The following is a 25,432-nucleotide window of genomic DNA, read 5'->3' as shown; positions in this document are numbered from 1 at the left end:
GCGTAATAACTCGAGGCAGACCCGCTCACACATGAACTGTCGGGCATCACTTCCTAGCGACACCCGAACCGTGCAAACCAACACCTGGCATACCGCCTTTAGCCGGCTTCACGAGGTCAGCAGTTGCTGACTCCAACCGTCTCTACAAGCACGCCGGTGCACTTCATAATGGCAAAGCGGAGGCGCGCTACTTCTCCCGCCGCCAATTCACCGATCCCTTGGTCTCCACCGTGCTCGATTCGGCTTCCACGTCGAAGCCGCGGCTGAGCAGATATTTCAGCGTCAGGACCGAGCCGCTGCCGACCATCGAAACGCCGTAGCCGACGTAGAGTTTCGGCGAGAGGTATTTGCCGAAGCCCACCACCGAGCCGACGGTGCTGGATTCGCTCACCCCAGCTTCGTCCAGGCCGAGCTTGGCGCCGATCTGCGAGGCGATCAGGCTGCTGCCGGCCGACAGGGCCGCCGAGGCGGCGCTGACCTGCTGGGTTTCGTCGCTGCTGGCGGTGGACAGGCCGCGGCCTAGCACCAGGTACGACAGCGCTTCGGATTGCGACATCGCCGGGTCCGACCACACATCCGCACGTGGCGATTCGGCGCGTCCACTGACGTCGATGCCGGCGGTGACATCGCCGATCTTGCGTTCGGCGCGCAGGCTCACGCGCGGGTCGGAGACGATGTTGTTGTTCCAGGTCAGCTGGCCGCGGCTGATGGTCAGATCCTGGCCATAGGCCTTGTAACGGCCACGTACATCCAGCCCACCGTTGGCGGTCATTTCGCGGCCCGGGCGCGCGCGGATCTGCATCTGCCCGCTCAGCCCACCCTTCAGGCCGAAGCCGCTCATGTTGACCTTGTCGCCGAGCACGATGGCCAGATCCATATCCAAGGGCGAAGCCGGTGCGGCTTCCGGATCCACCGGGTCCAGCACCACCACGTCCTCGGACACCGAGGTGCCGCGATCCAGGCGTTCCAGGTCGATATCGGCCTCCGGCACGGTGACCTTGCCGCGCAGCTGCATGGTGTTGTCGGTGATGCCGAACTGCATGTCCGGGTTGGCGATGATGCGCAACTCGCTGGTGTTGTAGGCCAGCACATTCTCGCCGCGGATATTCAGCAGCAACGGCGTGGTGGTACCGAACCACGACAGGCCCCCGTCGATGTTGAGCGTGCCCTCGCCCGACTTGGCCGATGCGGTGATCTTGGCCGAGCCATCCGGCAAGGCGTCGAAGCGGCCCTTGCCCTCGCTCAGGGTCAAACCCATCGAGGGATATTCGGCAGTGAAGTTACTCAAGGTGGCATCGCCGCCCAGCAGCGGTTTGTCGCGGGTGCCGCGCAGGCTCACATGGCCTTCGACCAGGCCCTTGGGCTGCACCACATCGGCCACCACCAGCTCCAGCCAGTACAGCCGCGACATATTGAGATATAGCTCGCCGTTGAGCGGTGCGTAGGCATCCCAACCGGTGTTGAATTTGGCATCGACAAAGCCGGCGCCCTGGAAACCGATACCGAGCTTGGCCTGGATCTGCTGCGGATTGAAATCGGCCTGCATGCTGAATTGGTCGTAGCGCAGCAACTCACCGCGATTGGGGTTGCCGGCCACGGCCGCATAACGGGTTTCGCCCAGACGAATACCGCCCTCGGGCGAGGCGATGCGGAACGAGCCTTCCCACGCATTGCCGCGCGGCTTGAAGCTGCCATCGAGCGCGAGTTCGCCGCGCAGATAGATCTGTCGGCCTTGCTGCTTGGGCAACCACGGTTGCACCAGCGACAACGGCAATGCATCGCCGTGCACCACCATGCCTTCGCGCGGCCAGTTGGCACTGGCGCACAGCGCGCCGCCGGTGGCAGCGCCCAGGCAGGTATCGGACAAGGTAAATGCCGCGCCGTCGGTGCTGAACTGCGCCGGCTGCCGCAGCGCCCACGCAGCGCCCTTGGCCGGTGCGATCCGCAACGTGCCAACCTGCCCCTGCCAACGCTCGCCGTTACGGCGCACATCGCCCTGCAAGGCGACGCTGGCCATGCTGTTGGCGATGTCGGCATCCAGGCGCAAGGCTTCCACCGCGCCACGTGCCTGCACGCGCACACTGTCCAACACCACGCCGGCTTCGATGGCGGTGCCCTGCAATGCCAGTTGTCCATCGCTGCCGCGCCACGGCAACCGTCCACGCAAGCTGATGCTCTGCGCGCTGTAGTCGTTCCAACGCAAGCCATTGCCGACGATGTCGGCAGTGATGTCGGGCGCGTCGCGACGGCCGCTGACCTGCAATTGCCCGCGCACCGTGCCAGCGGCGCCGGGCAACACATCGTCCAGCTGCAGCGGCTGCAGTTGCGCGGCGATGTCGAGCTGGTCGCCGACCTTGCCCTTGGCGTTGATGCGGCTATTGCCCAGCGACAGCTGCAATTCGCCCTCGCCCTGTTCGCCACGCAGGGCGAACTTGCCATTGGCCGACAGCGCGCGTTGCCGCAGCTGGCCGGTCAGGGCCGGAATATCCGCAGTGGCTTCGAAGCCCGGCGATACGCCGCCGGCCGGTGCTGGCAACTGGCGACCCTTGGAGGCGACCTTGCCAGAGAGATTGCCGTTCCAACCCGGCGCGAAGTAACCCGGATCGAACTTGGCCAGTTGCGCGGTGACATCCCATTGCAGCTCCGGCGTCCAGCCCACTTCGCCGGTGAGATCCAGCGAGCCGCCCGGGGTTTTGGCCTGCACCTGCTTGAGCTGCGCGCGTTGATCGTTGCCGCGGCTGTCGAACACCAGCGCGGCCTGTTGCCCGTCGCGTTCCAGCGTGGCGCGGCCGATCGCCGCCCACGCCTTCAAGGTACCGGCCACGCCCAGGCGCGCATCGACCAGTTCTACCGGCACAGCGGGCGCATCGGGGGTGGCCGGGTCCGGCGTCGGGGTGAAGCGCAAGCCGCTGGCGTTGACCGCGAAACGGAAACTCGGATTCTGGGTGTCGCGGAAATCCGCAGTACCACGCAACTGCGTACGGCCTTCGAACGTGTCGATCACCAGCGGCTCGACCGTGATGACCTGGTCCAGCAGGCTGATATGCGAGGGCTGCAGCGTGGCGCTCAACTCGCCCTGCTTGACGCTGCCTTGCAGATCGGCGCTGCCGCCCTTGCCGGAGGCTTGCAGGTTCAGTGCGATCGGCGTGGCCGGGGCCGCGTACTGCCCGTTGCTGGCCGGCATCAGCAGCGAGGTATCCAGCGCGTCGGTGAGCGCCTTGAACGTCCAGGTGGGATTGTCGCGCCCGGTAAACACCAGGCTGGCCTGCAGCGGTGCCGGCGCGCGGCCGGCGATGGCCACTTCCATCTTGTCCAGATCGCCGCGTGCAACCAGCCCCAGGCTGGCCGGCGTGCGCCCGCGTGCGGCCGGCAACACGGCGGTGGCGGTGAGGTCGGCGCGGTAATCGTCGCTGGGCACGTAGTCGCCGTGCAGGCGAAAATCGCCCATGTCGGTATCGACCACCAGATTGCGCGTGCGCAACTCGCCGGTCGCCACTTCCAGCCCGCCCTGCACTTTGTGCAGGACGATCATCGGCTGCTGCAGCTGGGTGATGCGCAGGTTGTCCACCGCGATCTTGTCGGCCTGGATCGCCAGCGGCACGTTGATCTGCGGCAACGATTCGGGCCAGCTCGGTAGCGTGAACGGTTCGTCGCTCTTGCCCAGATTCAAGGTGGCATTGCTGACCTGCACCGCATCCAGTTGCAGCTTGCGGCCGAGCAGCGGGCGCAGATCCGGTTCCAGATACACGCGCTCGGCGGTGAAGTGGATGTCCTGATAACGAAAATCGACGTCGCGCAAGGTGAGCGGGCCGGCGACAGGGCCTTCGACCTTGCCGTAGGTAAACGTGGCGCCGACCGGCAAGCGCGCCACCACCTGCGCCAGCAGCACATCGCGCCCGGCCACGGTCTGCAGCAACCAGTACACCGCGATCAGGGCCAGCAGCACCAATCCCAGCACGGTCAGCCCGGAGCCCACCCAGAACCGGCGCCGGCGATAGAAACGCGCGCGGCGCGGTGCGGGCGGCGGCGTACGCGTCGGCGTGCTCACAGGTTGGCCCCGATATCGATATAGAGCTGAAACTGCGAGTCGGGGTCGTTCAGGCCATGCGCGATGTCCACGCGTACCGGTCCCACCGGCGAGCGCCAGCGCAGACCGAAGCCGATACCGGTATGCCAGTCGGGCGTGTCGTCGAAGGCGCTGCCGCTATCGACAAACACCGCCCCGCCCCACGGGCCGCCCTTGAGGTAATGCTCGTACTCGGCGCTGGCGGTGACCACGTTCTTGGCACCGAGCGCGAATTCGTCCGGCCTGGGCGTGCGTGGGCCGACTTCGCGGAACGCATAACCGCGGATGCTGTTGGCGCCACCGGCAAAGAAGCGCAGGCTCGGCGGCATCGCCACCAGATCGCTGGTCCAGGTGGTGCCGCCTTCGCCGCGCAGGATTACCCGGCCGTTGTCGCCGGCGCCCAGAAACCAGCGCAGCTGGCCGTAGACCTGGCCGAAGTTGGTGTCCGAGCCGGCGCCTTCGGCACCGCCGCGGATGAACGCCTGCCCGGACACACCACTGCGCGGAAACAGGCGGTCGTCGACGTTGACGTAGTTCACCTGCAACTGCGGATAGACCAGCGTGGAAGTCTCGTACACCGCACCTTCGAAATCGTCGCCACTGCTGAAACGCCAGCGCTCGCGCAAGGCGTTGATCGAGGCGATCGCGCTCCAGCGCTCGTTGATCTGGCCGCTGCGGCTGCCGGTGAGTTTGACGTTGCGCAGGTCGATGTACTCGGTCTGTTCGTCGTATAGCCGCGCCGAGGCGGTGTACCAGCCATCCAGCCAGCGGAACGCCGGCACGCGATAGCTGGTGGTCAGGCTCTTGCGGTTCTGCGCGTAGTCCAGCTGCGTGTCCATCTTGTGGCCGCGCGAATTCACGTAGCGCCGCTCCACGCCGCCACGCACACCGGCGCCGCTCTCGCCGCCGTAGCTCAAGCCGGAGGTGTAGACGGTGCGCTTAGCGCGAGTGAGCTTGACCTCGACCGGCACGCGGCCCTGGTCGTCGGCGTCTTCGGGCTTGGGCTGGATGTCGATGGTGCTGAAGTAATCGAGTTTGGTCAGCGACTCACGCAGGCGATCCAGCTTGCCTTCGTGGTAGTAGCTGCCTTCGTCCCAGTACACCAACGGGTCGAACAGGCCTTCGCGGAAGTAGTCGTAATCGAAGTGCACCTTGCCCATGTCGTAGCGGCGGCCGCTGTCCCAGTTCAAATCGATATCGGCGGCATGCTCGGCACGGGTGACGGCAACGCGGCGTTGAGTGAAGTCGGCATCGAAATAGCCACGCTCGGCCAGACGACGGGTGATGCGCACCTTGCTGGCTTCGTACTGCGGGTGGCTGAAGACCTGACCCTCGTGCGGCTCGAACTGCTTGAGGTCCTGGCCCAGGTAGCGGTCCTGCTCGGCCCAGCCGGTGATGGAGATATGCGACTGCCGCACCCGCACCGGCTCGCCACGCTCTACCGTGATCACCACCGTGACCTTGTCGCCTTCGCGCGGTGCGGCCAGTTCGATGGTCGGCGAGTAGTAGCCGAACGGCTCCAACGCCTCACGCGTCTGCCGCTCGGCCTGCGCCAGCAAATACTCGATGCGCGACTCGCCCTGCTCCTTGCCGACAGCCTCATAAAGAGACAGGGAGACCTCGATGTTCTCGATCATCTCGGCGTCGTCGTCGCCGTCCAAGCCTTTGATTTCGATCTTGTCGATGGTTCCGCGGGCAGCCGCTTGCAGCGGAACGAGCAGGGTGCACACCAGGGAGAGAGCAAACACGACTTTAAGCATCGGCAAAGGATACCCAGCCTTGGCGTGAAGGGACAAAAAATCTAAGCAATCTCGACTATACGGACGCGCATGCGCTGGTTAGAGTCGGGGTGTTGTTAACGTTTCGTTGACAGCATGCCAAGCGGCCCTCCCCCGGATTGCCGCGCGCCCTGTTCCACACCTTTGGAGAGAGAGGTTTTCATGAAGCGTCATCTATTGGTCAATGCCGTCTGCGCCGCCCTTGCATTCCCGTCGCTTGCCCTGCCGTCGCTTGCGATCGCACAGAACAAGGACGACGTGACCGAATTGAACAAGGTCACCGTGACAGGCTCGTTGATTCCCCGGTCGCAGGTCGAAACGGCCAGCCCGGTGTTCTCCATCACTGCCCAGGACATCCAACGCCGCGGCTTCAAGGATGTCTATGACGTGCTGCGCTCGCAGCCGATGGCCACCGGCTCGGTGCAGGACGGCCAGTTCAGTGGCGGCTTCACCGCCGGCGCCAAATCGCTGAGCCTGCTCGGGCTGGACCCCGGCTTCACCCTGGTGCTGATCGACGGCCGGCCGATGGCCGATTACCCGCTGCTCTACAACGGCCAGAGCAACTTCGTCGATCTGGCCAGCGTGCCGGTGGGCATGGTCGAACGCATCGATGTGGCGCCCGGCAACCAGTCCTCGATCTACGGCTCCAGCGCCATTGCCGGTGTGGTCAATATCATCCTGAAGAAGCACGTCGACGGCGTGCAGATGAATTACCGCATGGGCACCTACGACGGTGGTCGCGGCAACAATCAGCGCTTCCAGCTCACCGGCGGCAGCACCCTCGGCAAGGCAGATATCGTCTGGGGCCTGCAGCTCAACAATCAGGACCCGATCTACGGCTACCAGCGGCGCGATTTCGATTCCACCTCCGACAATCCGGACCCGACCCTGCGCTATGGCTCGCGCATCGCACTGCACAACACGCCAACCACTTACATTGACCCGGGCGCCGCAAACTGCGATGCACTGGGCCCGCTGTTCAACGGCTCGGTGCAATACGACAACCGCGCCAATCGCGGCAACTTCTGCAGCAGCCGCACCGAGCCCGGCTACGCCAGCATCCTCAACAAGGAACGCAGCGCCAGCGGCTATGCCAACCTGACCTACGCCTTCAACGACAACACCGAAGGCTACGCAACGCTACTGCTCAATCGCACCAAGGTGGAGGTCAACGGCGGCTCGCGCTTCTGGCAGACCTCGTCCGACACCGGTGGCTTGTTCTACAACCAGGACAGCCAGCAACTGGAAGGCTACCAGCGCATCTTCGCGCCCGAAGAAGCCGGTAGCCCGACCTTCAACAACGACCGCCAGACCGCCGATTCCTACAACATCGCAGCTGGCATCAAGGGCGGGCTGGGCGCCAGCAACTGGACCTACGATGCGTACTACGCGCGTGCCGAATACCGCATCGACAGCCGCCAGCAATGGCCATTGGCCGACCGCATCGAAGATTTCTTCCGCGAACAGTTCCTGGGCGCGCCGCAGGGCGACTTCTCCGGCTACCCGATCTATTCGCCCAACGATGCCAACTTCTATCGCGCGTTGACGCCGGCGCAGTACCGCAGCTTCAACGACGAGATCCGCACCAAGTCCAGGACCTGGACCCAGAACGTCAACCTGCAGCTCACCAACACCGAGTTGTTCAGTCTGCCGGCCGGCGCCGTGGGTGTGGCCGGCGTGCTGCAGGCCGGCAATCAGTACTGGGAAAACCCGACCGATCAACGCGTCATCGCTGGCGATTTCTACCAGCTGACCGGCACCCAGGGCAGCGGCAAGCGCGAGAACTGGGCGGCGGCGTTCGAAACGCGCGTGCCGATCCTGAGCACGCTCACCGCCAACCTGTCTGGCCGCTTCGACGACTACAAGAATCAGGGCGGTGGTAGCGATTCCAAGTTCACCTATAAGGCCGCGCTGGAATTCCGCCCGACCGATTCGCTGTTGTTCCGTGGCAACTACGCCACCGCGTTCAAGGCACCGGACATGGCGTTCACCTTTGCCGGCGATAGCGGCTTCTTCCAGGGTGTCAACGACTACTACCGTTGCGCGCTCGAAGAACCCGGCGTGCCGATCGCCGACTGCACTTACGCCGGCACCAGCATCCAGGGGCGCCGTGCCGGCAATCCCGAGCTGCAATCGATCACCGCCAAGTCCTTCGGCTATGGCGTGGTGTGGTCGCCCAGCGCGCGCTTCAGCGTCAATGCCGACTACTACAACATCAAGATCGACCAGAAAGTCAGCGACCTGAGCACCGACAATCTGTTGCAGACCGAATCGGCCTGCCGCCTGGGAAGCCTGGATATCGGCTCGCCCACCTGCGTGGATGCGTTGTCGCGCATCGATCGCACCGCAGCCAATGCCCCGGTCCCGAACCGCGTGAGCAATATCCGCATCAACCCGGTCAATATCTCCAACGAGGAAATCTCCGGCGTGCTCAGCAAGGCGACGTACAACCTGGCCACCGAATCCTGGGGCCTGTTTGTCTTCGACGCGCAATACAACTTGACGCTCAAGCACGAAAGCCAGCAGTTCCCGCAAGATCCGGTGCGCGACCTGCTCAGCGAACCCTTCTTCTCCTCCGAGTTCCGCAGCATCGTCAATGCCTCGGTGACGTGGCAGAAAGATGCATGGACCACCACGCTGTTCGGCCAGCGCAATGGCCGCACGCCCAACTTCGTCGCGCAACAAAGCACCGATGGGTATGCGGTAGAAGGCGCACGCAAGGTCGGCGCGTGGACAACGCTCAATGCAACGCTGGACTATGCGGTCAACGACGACATCTCGCTGACGGCGACGGTCAACAACCTGGCCGACACCCGGCCGCCGCGCGACCGCACCTACACCAGCTACCCGTACTACAACATCTTCAACTACACCGGTTACGGCCGTTCCTACATGCTGGAATTGAACTGGCGCTTCGGCGCGCACTGAGTCACCGCGTTGCAGTCGTCCAGCGGCAGCCACAAGGCTGCCGCTGGCGTCTTTGGCCCGGGCACGTTTGGGGCAGGCACGTTCGGAGCAGGCAGGACGCATCAGTCAGTTGTCTATCCGCTCCCAAGGCAAAGCGTCCAAGGCGTCGCACGCGTCGTCGCAGCCGGATTGCCTGCTACACACCTGGGGCAGGGTGCGTCGGACGTGCAGGCAGATTGAAGGCGCGCGCAGGTCTTCAGGCGTGGCGCCTCAGATCTGTTCGCCCCCGCTAACGCAAGCCCACGTCAATCAGGCCTGCCTGCAACAGCGTCTGCCGCAGCGGCTCCAGCTGTGTAGCATAGCGCCGCCATTCCTCCACGTTGCGCCCATGCACACCCTCGCGTACCTGCACGCTGCTGAGCGTTGCCGAGGCGGCCGCATTGCGGGTGATATCGATCTGCCCAGGCTCGATCTCCAACCCACAGCGCAGCATCAACTGCTCCAGCACCGTAGACGGATCACGCACCATCTGTGTGTAGTCCACATCGATCACCCGGCCCGGCAACGCCGCGCGCCATTGCGCCATCAACGCGTGATACGCCTGATAGTGAAGCGCCAGCGTGTGCAGGTCGTAGCTGTAGGCATAGGAGTCGCCGAACAGCGCGCGGTAATTGGAGAAACACACCGCCATCGGCTCGCGCACCAGATGCACGATCAACGCACCTGGCAAGGCACGCGCGATCGCGCCGATCGCCACCGCATTGGTTGGCAATTTGTCGATGTACCAGCGCGCCGATCCAGCACGCCACTGCGTCTGTTCCAGGTAGCGCGCGCCGATCTGCGCATAATCCAGCGTGGGAAGCGCCTGCAGCAGGCGCGCATCCAGCAGGCTGCGGCCGGCCTGGTCGGCGCCCCAGCGCAACTGATGGCCGAAGTCGTTCAATTCGCCGGCCGACATGATCTGCGCATGATTGCCCAGCATCCGCTCCAGCACCGTGGTGCCCGAGCGCGGCAAACCGAGCACGAAGATCGGTTGCGGGCCTTGTGCATTGGTAGATTCCTGCGCGGCGAACACGCCTTGTTCGGCCAATGCGCCCAACTGCGTGTACAACGCTACTTCTGCGTCGGCATCGTGGTGCAAGCGCGCATGCATCACCGCATTGCCATGCTGCAGGGCCTCCCAGGCGGCATCGGTCTGGCCGAGATCTTCCAGCTCCTTGTACAGCGCGAACGCCAGCCCGGCGCGATCTTCGCTGTCGGGCTTGGCGAGCCGCAGCTGCTGACGTAACTGATCGAGATGATTGCTGCTTGCAGTCTGACGGCGTAGCCGCGCACGCGTCAGCGCTGCACGGCCGTAGCCTGGCGACAGCGCCAACGCGCGATCCAATGCCTGCGCTGCATCGTCTAGGCGATTATTGAATTGCAGTTGCACCGCAAGAAAGAAGCGGAAGTCAGCACCATCGAAACCACAGGCCTGCGCGCGCTGCATCATCGCCAGTGCTTCGACATGTTCGCCGAGCGATTGATGCACATGCGCGAGCAGCGCCAGCGTGGCGCCGTCCTGGCACTGCATCACCGACGGATGCCGCAGCAACGCATGCAGTTCGCGATGCTCGCCAACGCGCAACAAGGCTTGCGCCACGCGGCAACGCATCGCCACGTCGTCGCCGAGGTCTCTGGCGGCCAGCCGTAACTGCGCCACCGCCTCGCGCATCTTGCCGTTGGCCAACACGGTGCCGGCCAATAGCACGCGTGCGGACACGTGGGTGGGGTCCACTGCCAGCAGCGCCTGCAATGCAGACGCCGCCACACCCAGGTCGCGACGTGCCAACGCCGCCTGGGCGGTCTGCCAGTGCACCGCGCCGGCGGACGCTGCCATCAGCTGGACAGATGCTCGATGGCGGCGACGCTGCCGAGGCGGTCGCCGAGCTTCTTCAACAAGGCGAGCCGATTGGCACGCAGCTGCGCGTCTTCGGCATTGACCATTACTCCATCGAAGAACGCATCGACCTGCGGGCGCAGGCGCGCCAGGCGCGCGAGCACCGCAACATAGTCGTGGCGGTGCAGCGCATCGCCGGTATCGCCGATGGCCGCTTCCACCGCTTCGGCCAAGGCTTCTTCGGCCGGCTCACGGAGCAGGCTGGTGTCGATATCGCCGGGAATCTCGCCCTCGACCTTGCGCAGGATATTGCGGATGCGCTTGTTGGCCGCAGCCAATGCTTCGGCCTCGGGCAGCGTGGCGAAGATGCCGATCGCATCGATGCGGCGGTCGAAATCGTAGAGGGATCCGTGGGTCGCGCCCAGGTGCGCTCCTACGCCAAGCGTTGTAGGAGCGCCCTCGGGCGCGACCGAGAACAAGACAGCGACCGCGTTGAAGTGCGTAGCAGGCACGCCTTTGTCTGCGTAGTAGCCGCGTAGGCGGTCTAGGATGAAGTCGAAAATCTCGTGGACTTGCCCTGGGCTAGGCATTCTTGCCTCGAGGTCCGCGTCTACCATGCTATCAGGACCGCGCGCATTTATTGGATCAGAGTTATAGCCGTGATGCTCAAAGGTGAACTCTGCAGATTCTTTGTCGAGTTGTAGAAGCTTTTTCTTCCACGCATTAACTCGCACGCAACGATCAGCGTGCAGATAGGCCTGAATAATCAGCTGCTCAAGATTAAGATCAAAACCCGACTCAATCACCGTCCGCGCCAACCCCAACGCATTGCGCCGTAGCGCAAACGGATCCTTGTTGCCGGTCGGCTTCAACCCGGCCGAAAAGCCACCGGCCAACGTATCCAGACGCTCGGCAATCGCCAACACCTTGCCCAACGGCGACAACGCAATATCGTCGCCGGCAAAACGGGGTTGGTACGCTTCATCGATCGCCAGCGAAATCTCGCCAGGCTCGCCAGCAGCCTTGGCGTAATGCCGGCCGGCAATGCCCTGCAATTCGGGGAATTCGTTGACCATGCGCGATTGCAGATCGTTCTTGGCCAATTCCGCGGCGCGACGCGCCTGCACCGGATCGGCACCCACCTGCGGAGCAATAATTTCGGCCAGCGCAGCCACACGCGCCACCTTGTCGGCCACCGTGCCCAGCTTGGCCTGATACGTGACGCTGGCCAGGCCCGCACCCATCGCCTCCAGCCCCTGCTTGAGGTCTTCGTCGAAGAAGAACTTGGCATCGGCAAAACGCGGACGGATTACCCGCTCGTAGCCCTTGGCGACTTCGGCCACATCCTTGGAGACGATGTTAGCGATGCCGATGAACTGCTCGGTCAACTTGCCGCCGGCATCCAGCACCGGGAAGAACTTCTGGTTGATTTCCATGGTTTCGATCAACGCTTCCTGTGGCACCGCCAGAAAATCGCGCTCGAAGCTGCACAGCACCGCCGACGGCCACTCGACCAGGTTGACCACCTGCTGCAGATTGTCCTCGCTGATGCGCGCACTGCCGCCGGCCTGCTTTGCGGCCGCTTCGACTTCTTCCACGATGCGCGCACGGCGTGCGTCCGCATCCACCAGCACGTGCGCGGCGCGCAGCGCTTCGACGTAATCGCCCGGTGCTGCAAGCGCTATCTCGCCCTGATGCATGAAGCGGTGCCCGCAGGTGATGCGATCGCCACGCACGCCCAGCAACTCGGTCGGAATCACCGCATCGCCGAACAACAGCACCAACCACTGCACCGGCCGCGCGAACGCGTATTCGTGCGCGCCCCAGCGCATCGGCTTGGGGATCGGCATGGCGGCAATGGCTTCGCGCAGGATCTCCGGCAACAAATCGGCGGTACGCGCGCCCGGCGTCACCGCGCGGTGCACGAAACGCTCGCCCTTGGCATCGCTGGTGCGCTCCAACGCGGTCCAGTCGATCCCGGCCTTGGCGGCGAAACCGGCCAGCGCCTTGGTCGGCTTGCCCTCGGCATCCAGCGCGATGTTGAGATACGGGCCCAGCACTTCGGAACGCTGTTCGGGCTGCTCGGTGGCCACGCCCGGCAGCAGCACCGCCAGACGGCGCGGTGTGGACAGCGGCTTGGCATCGCCGCGCGTGACCGCGACGCCGCGCTTTTCCAGACCGTGCAGCACGCCATCGAAGAAGGCCTGCGCCAGGCCCGGCAGCGCCTTGACCGGCAGCTCTTCGGTGCCCAGTTCGATCAGCAGGGGAAGTTGTTCGCTCATAAGACGTGGACCTTTACGTGTTCCCTTCTCCCGTCGGGAGAAGGTGCCTCGAAGAGGCGGATGAGGGTACGGGTGAAACTCTATGGAGTTTGGGTGCGCGAGGGCTACGCCTCCGTACCCTCACCCCAACCCCTCTCCCGGTGGGAGAGGGGCTTGCTGGTCCTTCTCCCGTCGGGAGAAGGTGCCCCGAAAGGGGCGGATGAGGGTACGGGCGAAGCTCTGTGGAGTCTGGGTGCATGAGGGCTACGCCTCGGACCCTCACCCCAACCCCTCTCCCGGCGGGAGAGGGGCTTTGAGTTACTTCTTTACCCCGGGAAAGCCCAGATTCTCGCGTTGTGCGTAATACGCCTGCGCCACGCCTTGCGACAACGTGCGCACGCGCAGGATGTAGCGCTGGCGTTCGGTCACGCTGATCGCGCGGCGCGCGTCCAGCAGATTGAAGGCGTGGCTGGCCTTGGTGACCTGCTCGTATGCGGGCAGCGGCAAGCCGACCTCGATCAAGTGCTTGGCCTCGGCTTCGCAGGCATCGAAGCGATGGAACAGCTCTTCCACATTGGCATGCTCGAAGTTGTAGGCGCTCTGCTCCACTTCGTTCTGGTGGTACACATCGCCGTAGCTCACCGGGGTGCCGTCCGGGCCGTAGGTCCACACCAGGTCGTAGACGTTGTCGCAGCTCTGCAGATACATGCATAGCCGTTCCAGCCCATAGGTGATCTCGCCCAACACCGGTTTGCACTCCAGTCCGCCAGCCTGCTGGAAGTAGGTGAACTGGGTCACTTCCATGCCGTTGAGCCAGACTTCCCAGCCCAGGCCCCAGGCGCCGAGCGTCGGCGATTCCCAGTTGTCTTCGACAAAGCGCAGATCGTGCACCAGCGGGTCGATGCCCAGCGCCTGCAACGAGCCCAGATACAGGTCCTGGATGTTGTCCGGGTTGGGCTTCATCGCCACCTGGTACTGGTAATAGCGCTGCAGGCGGTTGGGATTTTCGCCGTAGCGGCCGTCGGTGGGGCGACGCGAGGGCTGCACGTAGGCGGCATTCCACGGCTCCGGCCCCAGCGCGCGCAGGAAGGTGGCCGGATGGAACGTGCCCGCGCCCACTTCCAAGTCCAGCGGCTGGATCAGCACGCAGCCTTGCTCGGCCCAGTACTGGTTGAGGGTCTGGATCAGGCCCTGAAAAGTGATTGGAAGGCGCCGGGAATCGGACATGCAGCAAAGGCCGTGCGGAAGGGGTGCGCTAGTATACCGGCCGACCCGCAGCGCTTTGCCGCGGAGTACCGCGGCAGGGGAACATCGAGCATGGAACAGCGGCGTACGGCCGATCCGGACAGCGCAGTGGCACTGCTGCCACGCGGCCGGCTGATGTTCGACCCGGTCGCTGCCGCGCTGCTTGCCGATGGCATGGTGGTGCCGCACGAACACGAGCGCGTGCAGTTCTCTGCCGCCGGCGTACGCAACGCCAGCGAAGTGCATCCGCTGGTGCTGCTGGCCAACCTCAAGCTGCATGCCGCGCAACCGCCGGCCGGCGAACTCGGCCTGGAACGGCTGACCGAATGGATGGCCACCCGCACCGGGCTGCGTTATCTGCGTATCGACCCCACCCGCATCGATGTCGCCGCGGTCACCGGTGTGGTGTCGCATGCCTATGCACGCCGCCACCGCATCCTGCCGCTGGCGCTGGATGCCGAGCGCGTACTGATCGCCACCAGCGAGCCATTGGCGCTGGAATGGCTGGCCGACGTGCAGCATCTGAGCCGGCGTCGCATCGAGCTGGCGCTGATCAACCCGCTGGACCTGCATCGCTACACGATGGAGTTCTTCGGCGTCACCCAGTCGGTGCGCGGCGCGCGTGGCGATGTGCGCAGCGCCGAGCCGGGCGCGGGCCTGCCCAGCTTCGAGCAACTGGTGGAACTGGGCCGCGCCGGCGACGTCAATGCCGACGACCACCACATCGTGCATATCGTCGACTGGCTGCTGCAATACGCCTACGAACAGCGGGCAAGCGACATCCATCTGGAGCCGCGCCGCGAAGCCGGGCGCATGCGCTTTCGCATCGATGGCGTGCTGCACAAGGTGCTGGAAGTGCCGCCCTCGGTGATGACCGCGGTGGTCAGCCGTATCAAGGTGCTCGGCCGCATGGACCTGGCCGAACGCCGCCGCCCGCAGGATGGCCGCATCAAGACCCGTTCGCCGGGCGGGCGCGAGGTGGAAATGCGCCTGTCCACGATGCCCACCGCCTTCGGCGAAAAATGCGTGATGCGCATCTTCGACCCGGATTCGGCGTTCAAGAGCATCGAGCAGCTCGGTTTCAGCCCCGAAGAGGCCGCCGGCTGGAGCGCGCTGGTCGAGCGCCCGCACGGCATCGTGCTGGTCACCGGCCCCACCGGCTCGGGCAAGACCACCACGCTGTACTCCACGCTCAAGCGCCTGGCCACGCCGGATGTGAACGTGTGCAGCGTGGAAGACCCGATCGAAATGATCGCGCCGGAATTCAACCAGATGCAGGTGCAGCAGAACATCGACCTGGATTTCGCCAGCGGCGTGCGCACGCTGCTGCGGCAGGACCCGGACATCATCATGATCGGCGAAATCCGCGACCTGGAAACCGCGCAGATGGCGGTGCAGGCCTCGCTCACCGGGCACCTGGTGCTGTCCACGCTGCACACCAACGACGCCGCCTCGGCGATCACCCGTTTGCTGGATCTGGGCGTGCCGCATTACCTGGTGGCTTCCACGCTCAACGGCGTGCTGGCGCAACGCCTGGTGCGCACGCTGTGCGTGCACTGCAAACGCCCGCACACGCTCAGCGACGCCGACTGGGCGGCCATCCGCGAACCCGGCGAAGCCCTGCCGGAACCGCTCAACGTGCACGCGCCGGTGGGTTGCCTGGAATGCCGCCGCACCGGTTACCTGGGCCGGGTGGGCCTGTACGAACTGCTGCCGGTCACCCCACGCCTGCGTACCCTCATCCGCCCGGACACCGAGCTGGCGAGCTTCAGCCAGGCCGCCCGCGGCGAAGGCCTGCGCACGCTGCGCCGCACCGGCCTGGAGAAGGTCGCCGCCGGGCTGACCACCATCGAGGAAGTGCTGTCGGTGTTGCCGCCGCGGGAGTGAGCGGATCCTCCGTCCTGGCGAGCACGTCGCTTGGGCGTGGTTGGCAGCCGGCACGCGCGTGCATGATCGGGGGGATTCTCGAGGCCGCAAGGCATCGAGGGTCGGGGATTGAGTAGAAAATTTTTTGCGCACGGTGGGACCGATCCCTGCCGATCGCCCGTTCGCTCAGGCACGTTGTCGGCGGGCACGCATGCAAAGACACGCCCGGTTTCCACGTCGTTTTCGTACGCCAAGCGCTCGATCGCCATGACGGCGACCGACGCACCCGGCCGCGAGTGCGCGCCGCACGCGCTCGATGTTGCCGCACCAGTGCAAGTCGGCGCTCATGCCGTCATGGTGGAGACGCCATCTGGCCCGCAGCTCAATCTTTCCAACTGTCGCACTTGTCCACGTTCCGGAAGATAGATTGGCCCTCATGCGCGCACTCCCAGACGCTCGACCCCGGCGGGTTTGCGCACCTTGGCGGTCATCTCGTGCATGGCCTTTTGGTGCGCTGCGATCTCCTGCGTCAGTTTTGCCTGCCTGACCGGATCGGGCTGAGGTTTTTGCCGCTCCCTGTCCAGTCGTGTCTGCGCCAACTGCATCCGCTTGTACGGCAGGTGCGTTTGCGCCTTGGCGTTGAAGCTCTCGGCCGTGTGGAACTGCACTTCAAACGCGTAGCCCTCGGCGTCGGTGAAGCTGGCATTGATGCCCCGGTAGGTGCCACCTCCCGAGGTGAAGTAATTTTTCAGCTTCACGCACGTGATTCCTTGCCGACGCAGTGCGTCCTGTGCCGCCAGCACCTTGATCACGAAACCCTCGGACTGCAGCTCAAGCGCATAGCGCAGCGCATCGCCCACGCGCTGCGCGGCCTGTTCGGCAGTCATGCCAGCGCGCAGATGGCGCCGGATCTTGTCCTTGATCGAGGCGACCGATTTCTGGAACGGGGCCTGTTGCGCCTGCTCGATCCGGCCCTGCTTGGCGTCGTAGCGCACGTTGCCCCAGAGCCGCGCGCCCAAGCCTTCGGCCAGCGTGTCGAGCACCGGGGTCAGCGCCGCTTGCTTGCCTGCGGCGGTGTCGAACACACCGGATGCCGACGATGGGTCTGCAGTGCCGGCAGTCTGCTCGGCGCCGGGCGTGGGCGTGGGCGTGGCGCTTGGCAACGCCGGCACCGTCTCTTCCTGCCAGTTGTCGATCTCCTCGCATCCTGGCGGCGAGGCCACGCGCTTGAAGGCCTCCAGTGCAGGCGCCTGCAGGGTGCGTTGCTCGGCCCGCGACGCACCGCCAACCGCCAGCGCATGGGCGCGCTTGTACAGATCGTGGAAGCGCTCCTTGAGCGCGAAGGTCTCCGGCGTGTGGAACTGGATCTCCCACAGCGCACCGTCAGGGCTGCGCAGCGTGACATTGATGGCCTTGAAGACTGGCGGGTAATCGGTGAATTGATTGGTCAGCTTGACCCGTGCATGGCCCTGGTCGTCCAGTGCAGCCAGCGTGGCGCGCAGACCGGCGGTGAAGTCCTGCGGTTCCAGCACCACGCTGTAGCGCAGCGCATCGTTGACGCCCGCCGCCGCTTCTTCCAGCGTCTGCTTTTTCAGTGCCACCCGCTGCTTGAGCTTTTCCTGCAACGAGCCGTAGGACTTTAGTTGATGCTGCGTGCCGGCCAGTTGCCCACCATGGCGGGCGGCAATGCGCTGCAGCATGTCGGTGACCTGCGGCTCCATCTGCCGAGCGCGCCCGAGCAAGGCCTGTGCCTGAACCGCAATGTCCTGCGGCTGCACGTCGCGCAGACGCTCGGTCGGCGGCTGCGACCGGTCGATCCAGCCGGCCTGCTGCAGCGCCTCGAGCGCGTCTTCCATGACGCCGGCGGCCATCGACGGCATGCGCTGCAGCAGCAGCTTGGTCTGTTCGGGATCGAAGCGCCCGTCCTGCATGGCCCGGGCGGTCGCCCTGCTGTATGGCGGGACGCGGACCCGCTCGGCGAAGCTGCGCTCGGACCGTTCGCAGGCCTCCACGATCTTGGCGAACAACGCCGTGCCGGTGTCGGACTTCAGCGCATCGGTGCCGACCTTGACCGCGATGGTGAACAGGTTGCGCAGGGTCAGTTCCGGCTCGCCGGGGATGAGCCCAGGTTGCCCGTCCGGGAACTGCGCATGCGATAGCCGGCGCACCGGGTAGTTGTCCAGGATGGCGTGGATGCGCGCCTCGACGCCAGAGGCGGCCGCGTAGGCCTTGGCCAGGCCGGGAAACGCCTCGGCCACGGCCTCGGGCAACGCCGGCGCGGCGCTGTCGGCGGCCGGGTCCGTCTCCAGCGCAAGCAGCTGCGCGTGCAGCAACGCGGCCGCTTCACGCGCCTCGGGCAGGTGAGCGCGTTCGATCCCCTCGCGCGCCTGCACGCGCAGCGTGGCCAACACCACCGGATCGCGGACCTGCTCTTCGAGCAGCTCGCGCAAACCGTTGCGCAACTCGCGCTCGATGCCATCGTAGGTGCCGAACATCATCTCGCGCGCCATCGCTGCGCGCAGCGCGTCCGGTTGCGCCATGAAACGCGCGGCCAGCGTGGCCGCCGCCGAGGTGATGCGCTGACCGCGCTTGAGCGCCATGATCTCCGACAGCCGCCCGGGCTGGTAGTGGCCGGTGGCCGGGTCGATGGCCGGCGTGGCCGTCTTCGGCGGCTTGAAGGACTTCTGCCGACCGAGCCCGAGCTTGGTCTTGCGATCCATCACCCGCGAAATCAGCGCCGCCAGCTTGGGGTAGCCGGCGTAGATGAAGGCGTCGTCGCCGTCGGTGTCCATGTCGCGTTTGCGCAACTCGTCGATCGGCAGTGCGCCCAGGCACCCAGGCTCCACGATCTCCTTGAGCCGCAGGCTGCCGGTGCTGAGCATGTCGCGCGGCAAGGCACCGCGGTCGCGGCCGTTGGTCCAGCACGACAGCGTCTTCAGATCTTCCTTGGAGCAGGCCAGGTCGGTGTCGGCAAACGCGGCCGGCCATTGCTTCCCGGGCACGACAACCAGCATGCCCTTGCTGTGCAGCATCTGCGGATCGACGCCGGAGCGATCGTCGAAACCGGTGTAGCTGTACTGGATGCCGAAGCACTGGGAAAGGAACGCGGCGGTGGCGTCGCCCTTGGCCACGGTGGCGATGCGTTGCTCGGGCACCGGCAGCAGATTCTCCTTGTCGTAGGGGGGCTTGCCGAGCAGCAACGGGCCGCCGGCCAGGTCGAAGGCGTGGCTGCGCTGCTGCGGCAGATGCACCTTGTCGTCTGCCGACGGCACCGCCCGCACCCGCTGGCCCTGGTAGCCGCCGCTGATCAGCGGCCTGTACACCCGCAACGGGTCATCGCCCGTCGGCTCCAGTGTCTGCAACCGGTCCTGCATCGCCGCATGCGCCTCTTCCAGTGCCGCCGCATCGCGCGGGTAATGGTGCAGCGCCTGCGGTGGCATCAGCGAAGGGCCCTTGTCCTTGGCCACCAGGTCGCGCTGCTCCTCGGTGGCCTGGTTCGCCTGCACTGCGTGCCAGGCCTCGTAATGCTTGCGGAAGGCCGGAATGGACAAGGCCACCTCCAGTTTCAGGAAACCGCAGCCATCGTTGGGGCACAGCGCCAGGGCAGTGCCATCCGCCGCCAACGGCTTGAACGGATGCGCAGGGCCCTCGACGTCATCGAACACGCCCAGGCGCAGCGTGCCCTCCACGACATGGTCACTGGGCACCATCTCCAGCAGCGAGCGCTGCATGCGCGACCAGTCCTCGCGTTGCGGAGCGAGCTTGGCGGCCAACTGCATCAGGCTGCTGCCCGGGGCGGTGTCGGCATAGCGGAATGCAGGCAACAGCGACGCCGACTCCTTGCGTTGGGACATCACCAGACTGCTGCTGCCGGATTTGCTGCGCGCGGCGCGGCTGCCGCCGAACAGGTCGAAGCGCCAGGGCTCGCCGTTGTAGTTGAACGTCCGCGCGAGCATGAAGGTCGATAGGTCACCAGGCAATTGCACCTCCACCAGCGGCAGCCCGGTCAGGCGCGCAAACAGCGAGTACGGCTTGTCCGATTCGGACCGATTGGTCGACAGCTCCTTGCCCACCAGATCGACCACCACATGGGTCGTACTGCCGCGGCCGGGCGCCGGCGGCACCGGCCGACCGGGAACCGAGGACATACTCAAGCGCCCACTGTCCAGGTCAAAGCGGGTCGGTGGATGGGCCTGTGTAATCGCCGGCGCGTCCTTGGCCATGCGCAGGTCCAGGGCGTCGAACACCTGCTCGCCGGCCTCGATCTGCGCGATCAGGTTCCAGCTCATCTCGCCCAGGTCCGCCTCGATCGCCTCGCGCGTGCGCACCAGCGTCAGGTCCACCCACTTCACCAGTTCGTCGCGGCGCTGGCGCACTTGCTTCCGCGGCCCGTCAAGATGGCGCGCTTTCCATTGCCGGATCACCACCGCGTAGGCCTTGAGCACCTGGTAGAAGGTCAGCGCCGGGCAGCGCGTTGCATGCTGTTCGATGTCGGCCGACGCGCGCGCGCCGTCGCCGGGAAGGTACAGGTCGATCTTGCGCGCGACGATGGGCTGCAAGGTGTCGAACACGCGCAATGCCTGGCCCCGATGGCGGGGGCTCAACTCCGGGCTGCTGATCAGCGGCAACAGTCCCATGCAGAGGTTGCCGATCCACTCAAGGCTGGTCTGGCGTAATCCATCGTCCCCGATCAGGACCGACACCCGCTCCAGCGCTGGCTGTCCCAGCGGGCGCATCTGGCGTTGAAGCCGCGCCGAGGCAAGGGCCTTGAAGATCCCCCCGATATCCTTGGCCGAGGCGGATGCAAAACGCTCGCGGTGCAGGTCCAGGTGCCCGGCCATGGCCTGCAGTTTGGCGACGCCCAAGGCCTGGAACTGCTCCTCGTCCAGTTGCAGCAGGCGAGACATCGCGTTCGCCAGCATGGAGATGCCGCGCATTTCGAACTGATGCCAGGGCAGCTCGGCCGAGCCTGCACGCTCGGTGAGCAGGATCCCTGCCGATTGACACGCCGGCCTTCCGAAAGATCTGCTCATCGCGTTGAGCGCCAGGACCACGTCATGCGCGTCCATGAGGTGTCGCAGATCGTGGTCCTCAGCCAGCTTCGCAGCCAATAGGTCCAAGGCCGCCTCGCAGGCCGGCGTGCCGGGCCATTTGCTCAGGGCATTGAGCGCGGTGGCCACATCTTGCGGGGTCAGTGCCTCGCGCAAGGCGGAATCGTCGGCCAGCCGTGCGGCCAATGCACTGGCGGCCTGTGCACAGGCCTGGGTGCCGGGCCATTTGCTCAGGGCATTCAAGGTATTGGTCACGTCGAGTGTGTTGAGCGCCTTGCACAACCCGGGATCGTCGGCGAGCCGGCCGGCCAGCGCGCTGACGGCCTCCGTACAGACCGGCGTGCCCGGCCATTTGCTCAGCGCGTTGAGCGCGTTGGCCACGCCTTGCGGGTTCAATGCTTTGCGCAATCCGGGATCGTCAACCAGCCGCGAGGCCAGCGTACTGACCGCTTCCGTACAGACCGGCGAGCCGGGCCATTTGCTCAGCGCGTTGAGTACGATGGCCACCTGGTGCGGTTCGAGGCCCTTGCGCAACCGGGGTTCGTCGGCCAGCCGCGCGGCGAGCGCACTGGCGGCCTGTGCACAGGCCTGGGTGCCGGGCCATTTGCTCAGGGCATTCAAGGTATTGGTCACGTCGAGTGTGTTGAGCGCCTTGCACAACCCGGGATCGTCGGCGAGCCGGCCGGCCAGCGCGCTGACGGCCTCCGTACAGACCGGCGTGCCCGGCCATTTGCTCAGCGCGTTGAGCACATTGGCCACGCCTTGCGGGTTCAATGCTTTGCGCAATCCGGGATCGTCAACCAGCCGCGAGGCCAGCGTACTGACCGCTTCCGTACAGACCGGCGAGCCGGGCCATTTGCTCAGCGCGTTGAGCGCAACGCCCACTTGTGGCGGCTTGAGGGCGTTATGCAAATCGCTCTCGCATGCCAGCCGCAAGGCCAGCGTGCTCGCGGCGGCCACGCAGGCCTGCGTGCCGGGCCATTTGCTCAGCGCGTTGAGCGCGGTGACCATGCCCTGCCGGTCCATGACCTTGGACAGGCCGCGACCGTCGGCCAGGCGTGCAGCGAGCACACTGGCAGCCTCCGCACACACCGCCGTATCGGGCCATTTGCTCAGGGCGTTGAGCACGTTTGCCATTTCTTGCGATCCGAGGCCCTCGTGCAAACTACGCTCGTCGGCCAGCCGTGCGGCGAGCGCGCTGGCGGCCTGCGCACACACGGCCGTGTCGGGCCATTTGCTCAGCGCGTTGAGCGCGTTGGCCACGCTTTGCGGGTCCAGGGCCTTGCGCAACCGGGAATCGTCGGTCAGCCGTGCGGCCAGCGCACCGACGGCCTCTGCACAGAGCTGCGTGCCGGGCCATTTGCTCAGTGCGTTGAGCGCGGTGGCAATGTCTATTGGATTAAGGGCCTTGCGCAATACCGGATCGTCGACCAGCCGCGAAGCAAGCGCCTCGACCGCGGCTGTGCACAGCGGTGCATCAGGCCTTTTGCTCAGGGCATTCAACGTGTTGGCCACGTCCATTGAGTTGAAGGCATTACGCAACCCCGCATCGCCGGCCAGCCACGCAGCCATTGCGTTGACCGCGGCAGTGCACAGCGGTGCTTCAGGCCATTTGCTCAGGGCATTCAACGCGTTGGTCACGTCCATTGGATTGAGGGCCGTGCGCAACACCGGATCGTCGTCGGCCAGTCGCTCCGCCAGCGCGCTGACGGCCGCCGCACAAATCGACGTGTCGGGCCATTTGCTCAGGGCGTTGAGCGCGACCACCACGCCTTGTGGTTCCAGGCCCTTGCGCAAGGCGGGATCGTCGGCCAGCCGCACGGCCAGTGCCCCGACAACTTCTCCACAGACCTGCGATCTGGGCCATTTGCTCAAGGCATGGAGCGTGGTAACCACTTCGTGCGGCTTGAGGGCATTGCGCAACCTGCGCTCGTCGACCAGCCGCAGGGCAAGCATGCTGGCGACGGCCTCGCAGACCTGCGTGTCTGGCCATTTGCTCAGGGCGTCGAGCGCTTGGGTCACGTTGATCGGGTCGAGGGCCTTGCGCAAGCCGGTATCTTCGGCCAGGCGTACGGCCAGTGCGTTGACAGCTTCCGCACACACCGCCATGTCGGGCCATTTGCTGAGGGCGTTGAGCGCGTTGGCCAAACCTTGGGGGTCCAGGGACTTGCGCAAGGTGGGATCGTCGGCCAGCCGTGCGGCCAGCACACTGGCGGCCTCGGCACAGATCTGCGTGCTGGGCCATTTGCTCAGGGCGTTGAGCACATTGGTCACGCCTTGCGGGTGCAGCGCCTCGCGCAATCCGGGATCGTCGGCCAACCGCGCGGCCAGCGCACAGACGGCCTCTGTACAGACCTGCGTGCCGGGCCATTTGCTCAGGGCGTTGAGCACATTGGGCACGCCGATCGGGGTCAGCGCCTTGCATAAGCCGGGTTCATCGGCCAGCCGCGTGGCCAGCACACTGGCTGCGGCCGCACACACCGGCGTGCCGTGCCATTTGCTCAGGGCGTTGAGCGCCTGGGTCACATTGACAAGATCGAGGCCCTCGTAACACCCGGGATCGTCGGCCAGCCGCTCGGCCAGCGCGCTGACAGCCTCTCCACAGACCGGCGAATCGGGCCATTTGCTCAGGGCGTTGAACGCATTGGCCACTTCTTGCGGATTGAGGGCGCGGCGCAACCTGGGCTCGTCGGCCAGCCGCAGCGCCAGCGCGCCGACAGCCTCTCCACAGACCGGTATGTCGGGCCATTTGCTCAGGGCGTTGAGCGCGTTCGCCACGCTCTGCGCATCCATTGCATCACGCAGGCGTTTGTCGCTGGCGATACGCGCGGCGAGCCCTTGCGCGATGGCCTGGCAATCGGGCTGATCAAGCCACTTGCTGAAAGTGTTGAGTGCCAAGCTGATGTTCTGCGCGCTCAGAGACTGCCGGGCACGCTCGTCACGCAGCAAATGACGCGCCAAACGCGCCACGGCGCGTCCACACCCGCCGCTGTCGATGTTCTTCGAGAAGGCGTTCAGGAGAAGCACCGACGGGTAGCCACCCAGTCCCGCGAGATCGTCGGCCTGATTGAGCTGCCCGGCGATCCACGCGATCGCCTCCATGCACGCGGGCTGGTTCGGGTGCTTGCTCAACTTGTTGGCCACATGCGCCAGCTGCTTCAGCGATGCACCTTCGAACCACCCGGTTTCGGAGAGATAGTGCGCTGCAAGCTCGATGCAATGATCGAGCTCGCGGGGCGTTGCCGCCCTGGTGCGCTGTGCATTGGCAACCAGCTGAAGGTACTTGTCGAGCCGACTCGCGTTGACTTGCGCATGCAAACTCTCTTCCAGGAAAGGCAACGCCATCCGGCCACGCACGCAATGCGCCAACTCGTTGTCATATGCCATGGACACGCACAGGCCGGCGTTATGGTTCGCAGCGATTCCGTGGGGCTCGCTCAACTGTCGCTGTTGCTGCTTTCGCTGCGCCTGCAGCCGTTTTTCTGCCGCCGGGTCCAGCTGATCTTCGGCCATGCGAAGCTCCGCCGTCGTCAACCTCACACCATGGAGTGGGCGCTTTGACTGCCGATAGGATTCTTGCTCTTCGCGCGGTCGTTTTCCTGCGGTCCGGTCGGACTGCCGTTCGGTCGATCGAAGATTTGCCCTCGCCTCCAAACCATCATGCATTGGTCGTTGTGGTCGACGATGCGACGAGGCGACGCTTACATCAGCGGGCAATTTGCCCGGGCGCCGCTCGGTTTCAGCGCGCTCGTTTTTTACGGCAGAGGGCTGCCCGTTCCGAAAGCGCCTGTCCGATGCGCCTTCGCTGGCGTCGGTTTGCTCTTTTTTTGCGGCGCTTGCCGTAGAGGGCTGTCCATAGCGCGTCGACGCCCCAGGGTCATCCGACTCTACCCGCCGCCGTTTGCTGGGCGGCCGTCCAAGGGGGTGACGATCGTCCCTGGTGCTGGCTGCTGCCTGATGCTCGGCTGGCCTGGGCTTCTCCTCATGAGCGTGAGGCAAGTTTGTGCGTAACGAATGTGGATTGGTGGCATGGGTTTTCATGCCGGGAAATTTAAACAATCTGCCCGCGAGCGGCTTCTTCAATACGAAGCGCCGATGACGTGTGCGACGCCGCTGCGAGTTAGGCTAAAGGCCCAAATACCTCGCATGGATTGAACGCCTGGGATGCAGCACGCCGGCACGGCGACGTGCCCCGCAGCCGTGGGGCACGGTGTTCGGATGGTTAGGCACGATTCGCCGTTTTCTTATACGAATCCTGCCGAACCTCTCGTCGACCTAACCACCGCGAAGGCGCGAAGGCCCGGTCAGTCCAGTCGTGCGTTTCTCTGCCGATATACAAGGCGTGCCACAGCCGGCGCCCCCGTCACCACCACCTCCAT

At 65.3% G+C, this 25,432-nt stretch carries 8 protein-coding genes; 2 read left to right on the top strand and 6 right to left on the bottom strand.

Translation table 11 applies throughout. The features are described 5' to 3' along the window. Positions 1-187: 187 nt before the first annotated feature. Both NMB96_RS07025 and NMB96_RS07020 read right to left on the bottom strand, forming a co-directional pair. Positions 188-4,048 carry a translocation/assembly module TamB domain-containing protein gene (locus tag NMB96_RS07025; RefSeq protein ID WP_255086566.1) on the bottom strand — a complete coding sequence of 1,287 codons (3,861 nt, stop codon included), beginning with the start codon at positions 4,046-4,048 and terminating at the stop codon, positions 188-190. Beyond that, the gene (locus NMB96_RS07020) at positions 4,045-5,826 is read right to left on the bottom strand and encodes an autotransporter assembly complex protein TamA (protein ID WP_255086565.1); all 1,782 of its coding nucleotides are present in this window, start codon (positions 5,824-5,826) and stop codon (positions 4,045-4,047) included. Before NMB96_RS07020 ends, NMB96_RS07025 begins: the two co-directional genes overlap by 4 nt. A 255-nt stretch (positions 5,827-6,081) precedes the next feature. On the opposite strand from NMB96_RS07020, the gene NMB96_RS07015 reads away from it, so the two are divergent. Continuing rightward, complete coding sequence (locus NMB96_RS07015; RefSeq protein ID WP_255086941.1) at positions 6,082-8,772, top strand: TonB-dependent receptor domain-containing protein; 2,691 nt, start codon at positions 6,082-6,084, stop codon at positions 8,770-8,772. A gap of 268 nt (positions 8,773-9,040) precedes the next feature. On the opposite strand, the gene NMB96_RS07010 is transcribed toward NMB96_RS07015, so the two are convergent. From NMB96_RS07010 to glyQ, 3 genes are all read right to left on the bottom strand, one after another. Then, entirely contained in the window at positions 9,041-10,630 is a 1,590-nt protein-coding gene (locus NMB96_RS07010) for a tetratricopeptide repeat-containing sulfotransferase family protein (protein WP_255086564.1), read from the bottom strand. Then, the gene (glyS, locus tag NMB96_RS07005) at positions 10,630-12,912 is read right to left on the bottom strand and encodes a glycine--tRNA ligase subunit beta (protein ID WP_255086563.1); all 2,283 of its coding nucleotides are present in this window, start codon (positions 12,910-12,912) and stop codon (positions 10,630-10,632) included. Before glyS ends, NMB96_RS07010 begins: the two co-directional genes overlap by 1 nt. Before the next feature lie 297 nt (positions 12,913-13,209). After that, complete coding sequence (gene glyQ, locus NMB96_RS07000) at positions 13,210-14,118, bottom strand: glycine--tRNA ligase subunit alpha (protein ID WP_023905691.1); 909 nt, start codon at positions 14,116-14,118, stop codon at positions 13,210-13,212. 90 nt (positions 14,119-14,208) lie between these two features. On the opposite strand from glyQ, the gene NMB96_RS06995 reads away from it, so the two are divergent. Continuing rightward, positions 14,209-16,023: a GspE/PulE family protein gene (locus NMB96_RS06995; RefSeq protein ID WP_023905692.1), complete on the top strand. Its 1,815-nt coding sequence runs from the start codon at positions 14,209-14,211 to the stop codon at positions 16,021-16,023. Positions 16,024-16,436: 413 nt separating this feature from the next. Here the strand turns inward: NMB96_RS06995 and xopAD are convergent, their stop codons facing one another. After that, the gene (xopAD, locus tag NMB96_RS06990) at positions 16,437-25,094 is read right to left on the bottom strand and encodes a XopAD/skwp family type III secretion system effector (protein ID WP_183086937.1); all 8,658 of its coding nucleotides are present in this window, start codon (positions 25,092-25,094) and stop codon (positions 16,437-16,439) included. Positions 25,095-25,432 lie beyond the last annotated feature (338 nt).

The sequence above is a fragment of the Xanthomonas hortorum genome (assembly GCF_024339125.1).
Classification (GTDB): Bacteria; Pseudomonadota; Gammaproteobacteria; order Xanthomonadales; family Xanthomonadaceae; genus Xanthomonas; species Xanthomonas hortorum.
The sequence above is the reverse complement of the archived record's forward strand: the minus strand, read 5'-3'. Positions and strand labels throughout refer to the sequence as shown.

Bases quoted from the DNA above. Each gene is read 5' to 3' on its own strand.
- NMB96_RS07020 (WP_255086565.1), bottom strand. From the start codon at position 5,826: ATGCTTAAAGTCGTGTTTGCTCTCTCCCTGGTGTGCACCCTGCTCGTT.
- NMB96_RS07010 (WP_255086564.1), bottom strand. From the start codon at position 10,630: ATGGCAGCGTCCGCCGGCGCGGTGCACTGGCAGACCGCCCAGGCGGCG.
- glyS (WP_255086563.1), bottom strand. From the start codon at position 12,912: ATGAGCGAACAACTTCCCCTGCTGATCGAACTGGGCACCGAAGAGCTG.
- glyQ (WP_023905691.1), bottom strand. From the start codon at position 14,118: ATGTCCGATTCCCGGCGCCTTCCAATCACTTTTCAGGGCCTGATCCAG.
- NMB96_RS06995 (WP_023905692.1), top strand. From the start codon at position 14,209: ATGGAACAGCGGCGTACGGCCGATCCGGACAGCGCAGTGGCACTGCTG.
- xopAD (WP_183086937.1), bottom strand. From the start codon at position 25,094: ATGAAAACCCATGCCACCAATCCACATTCGTTACGCACAAACTTGCCT.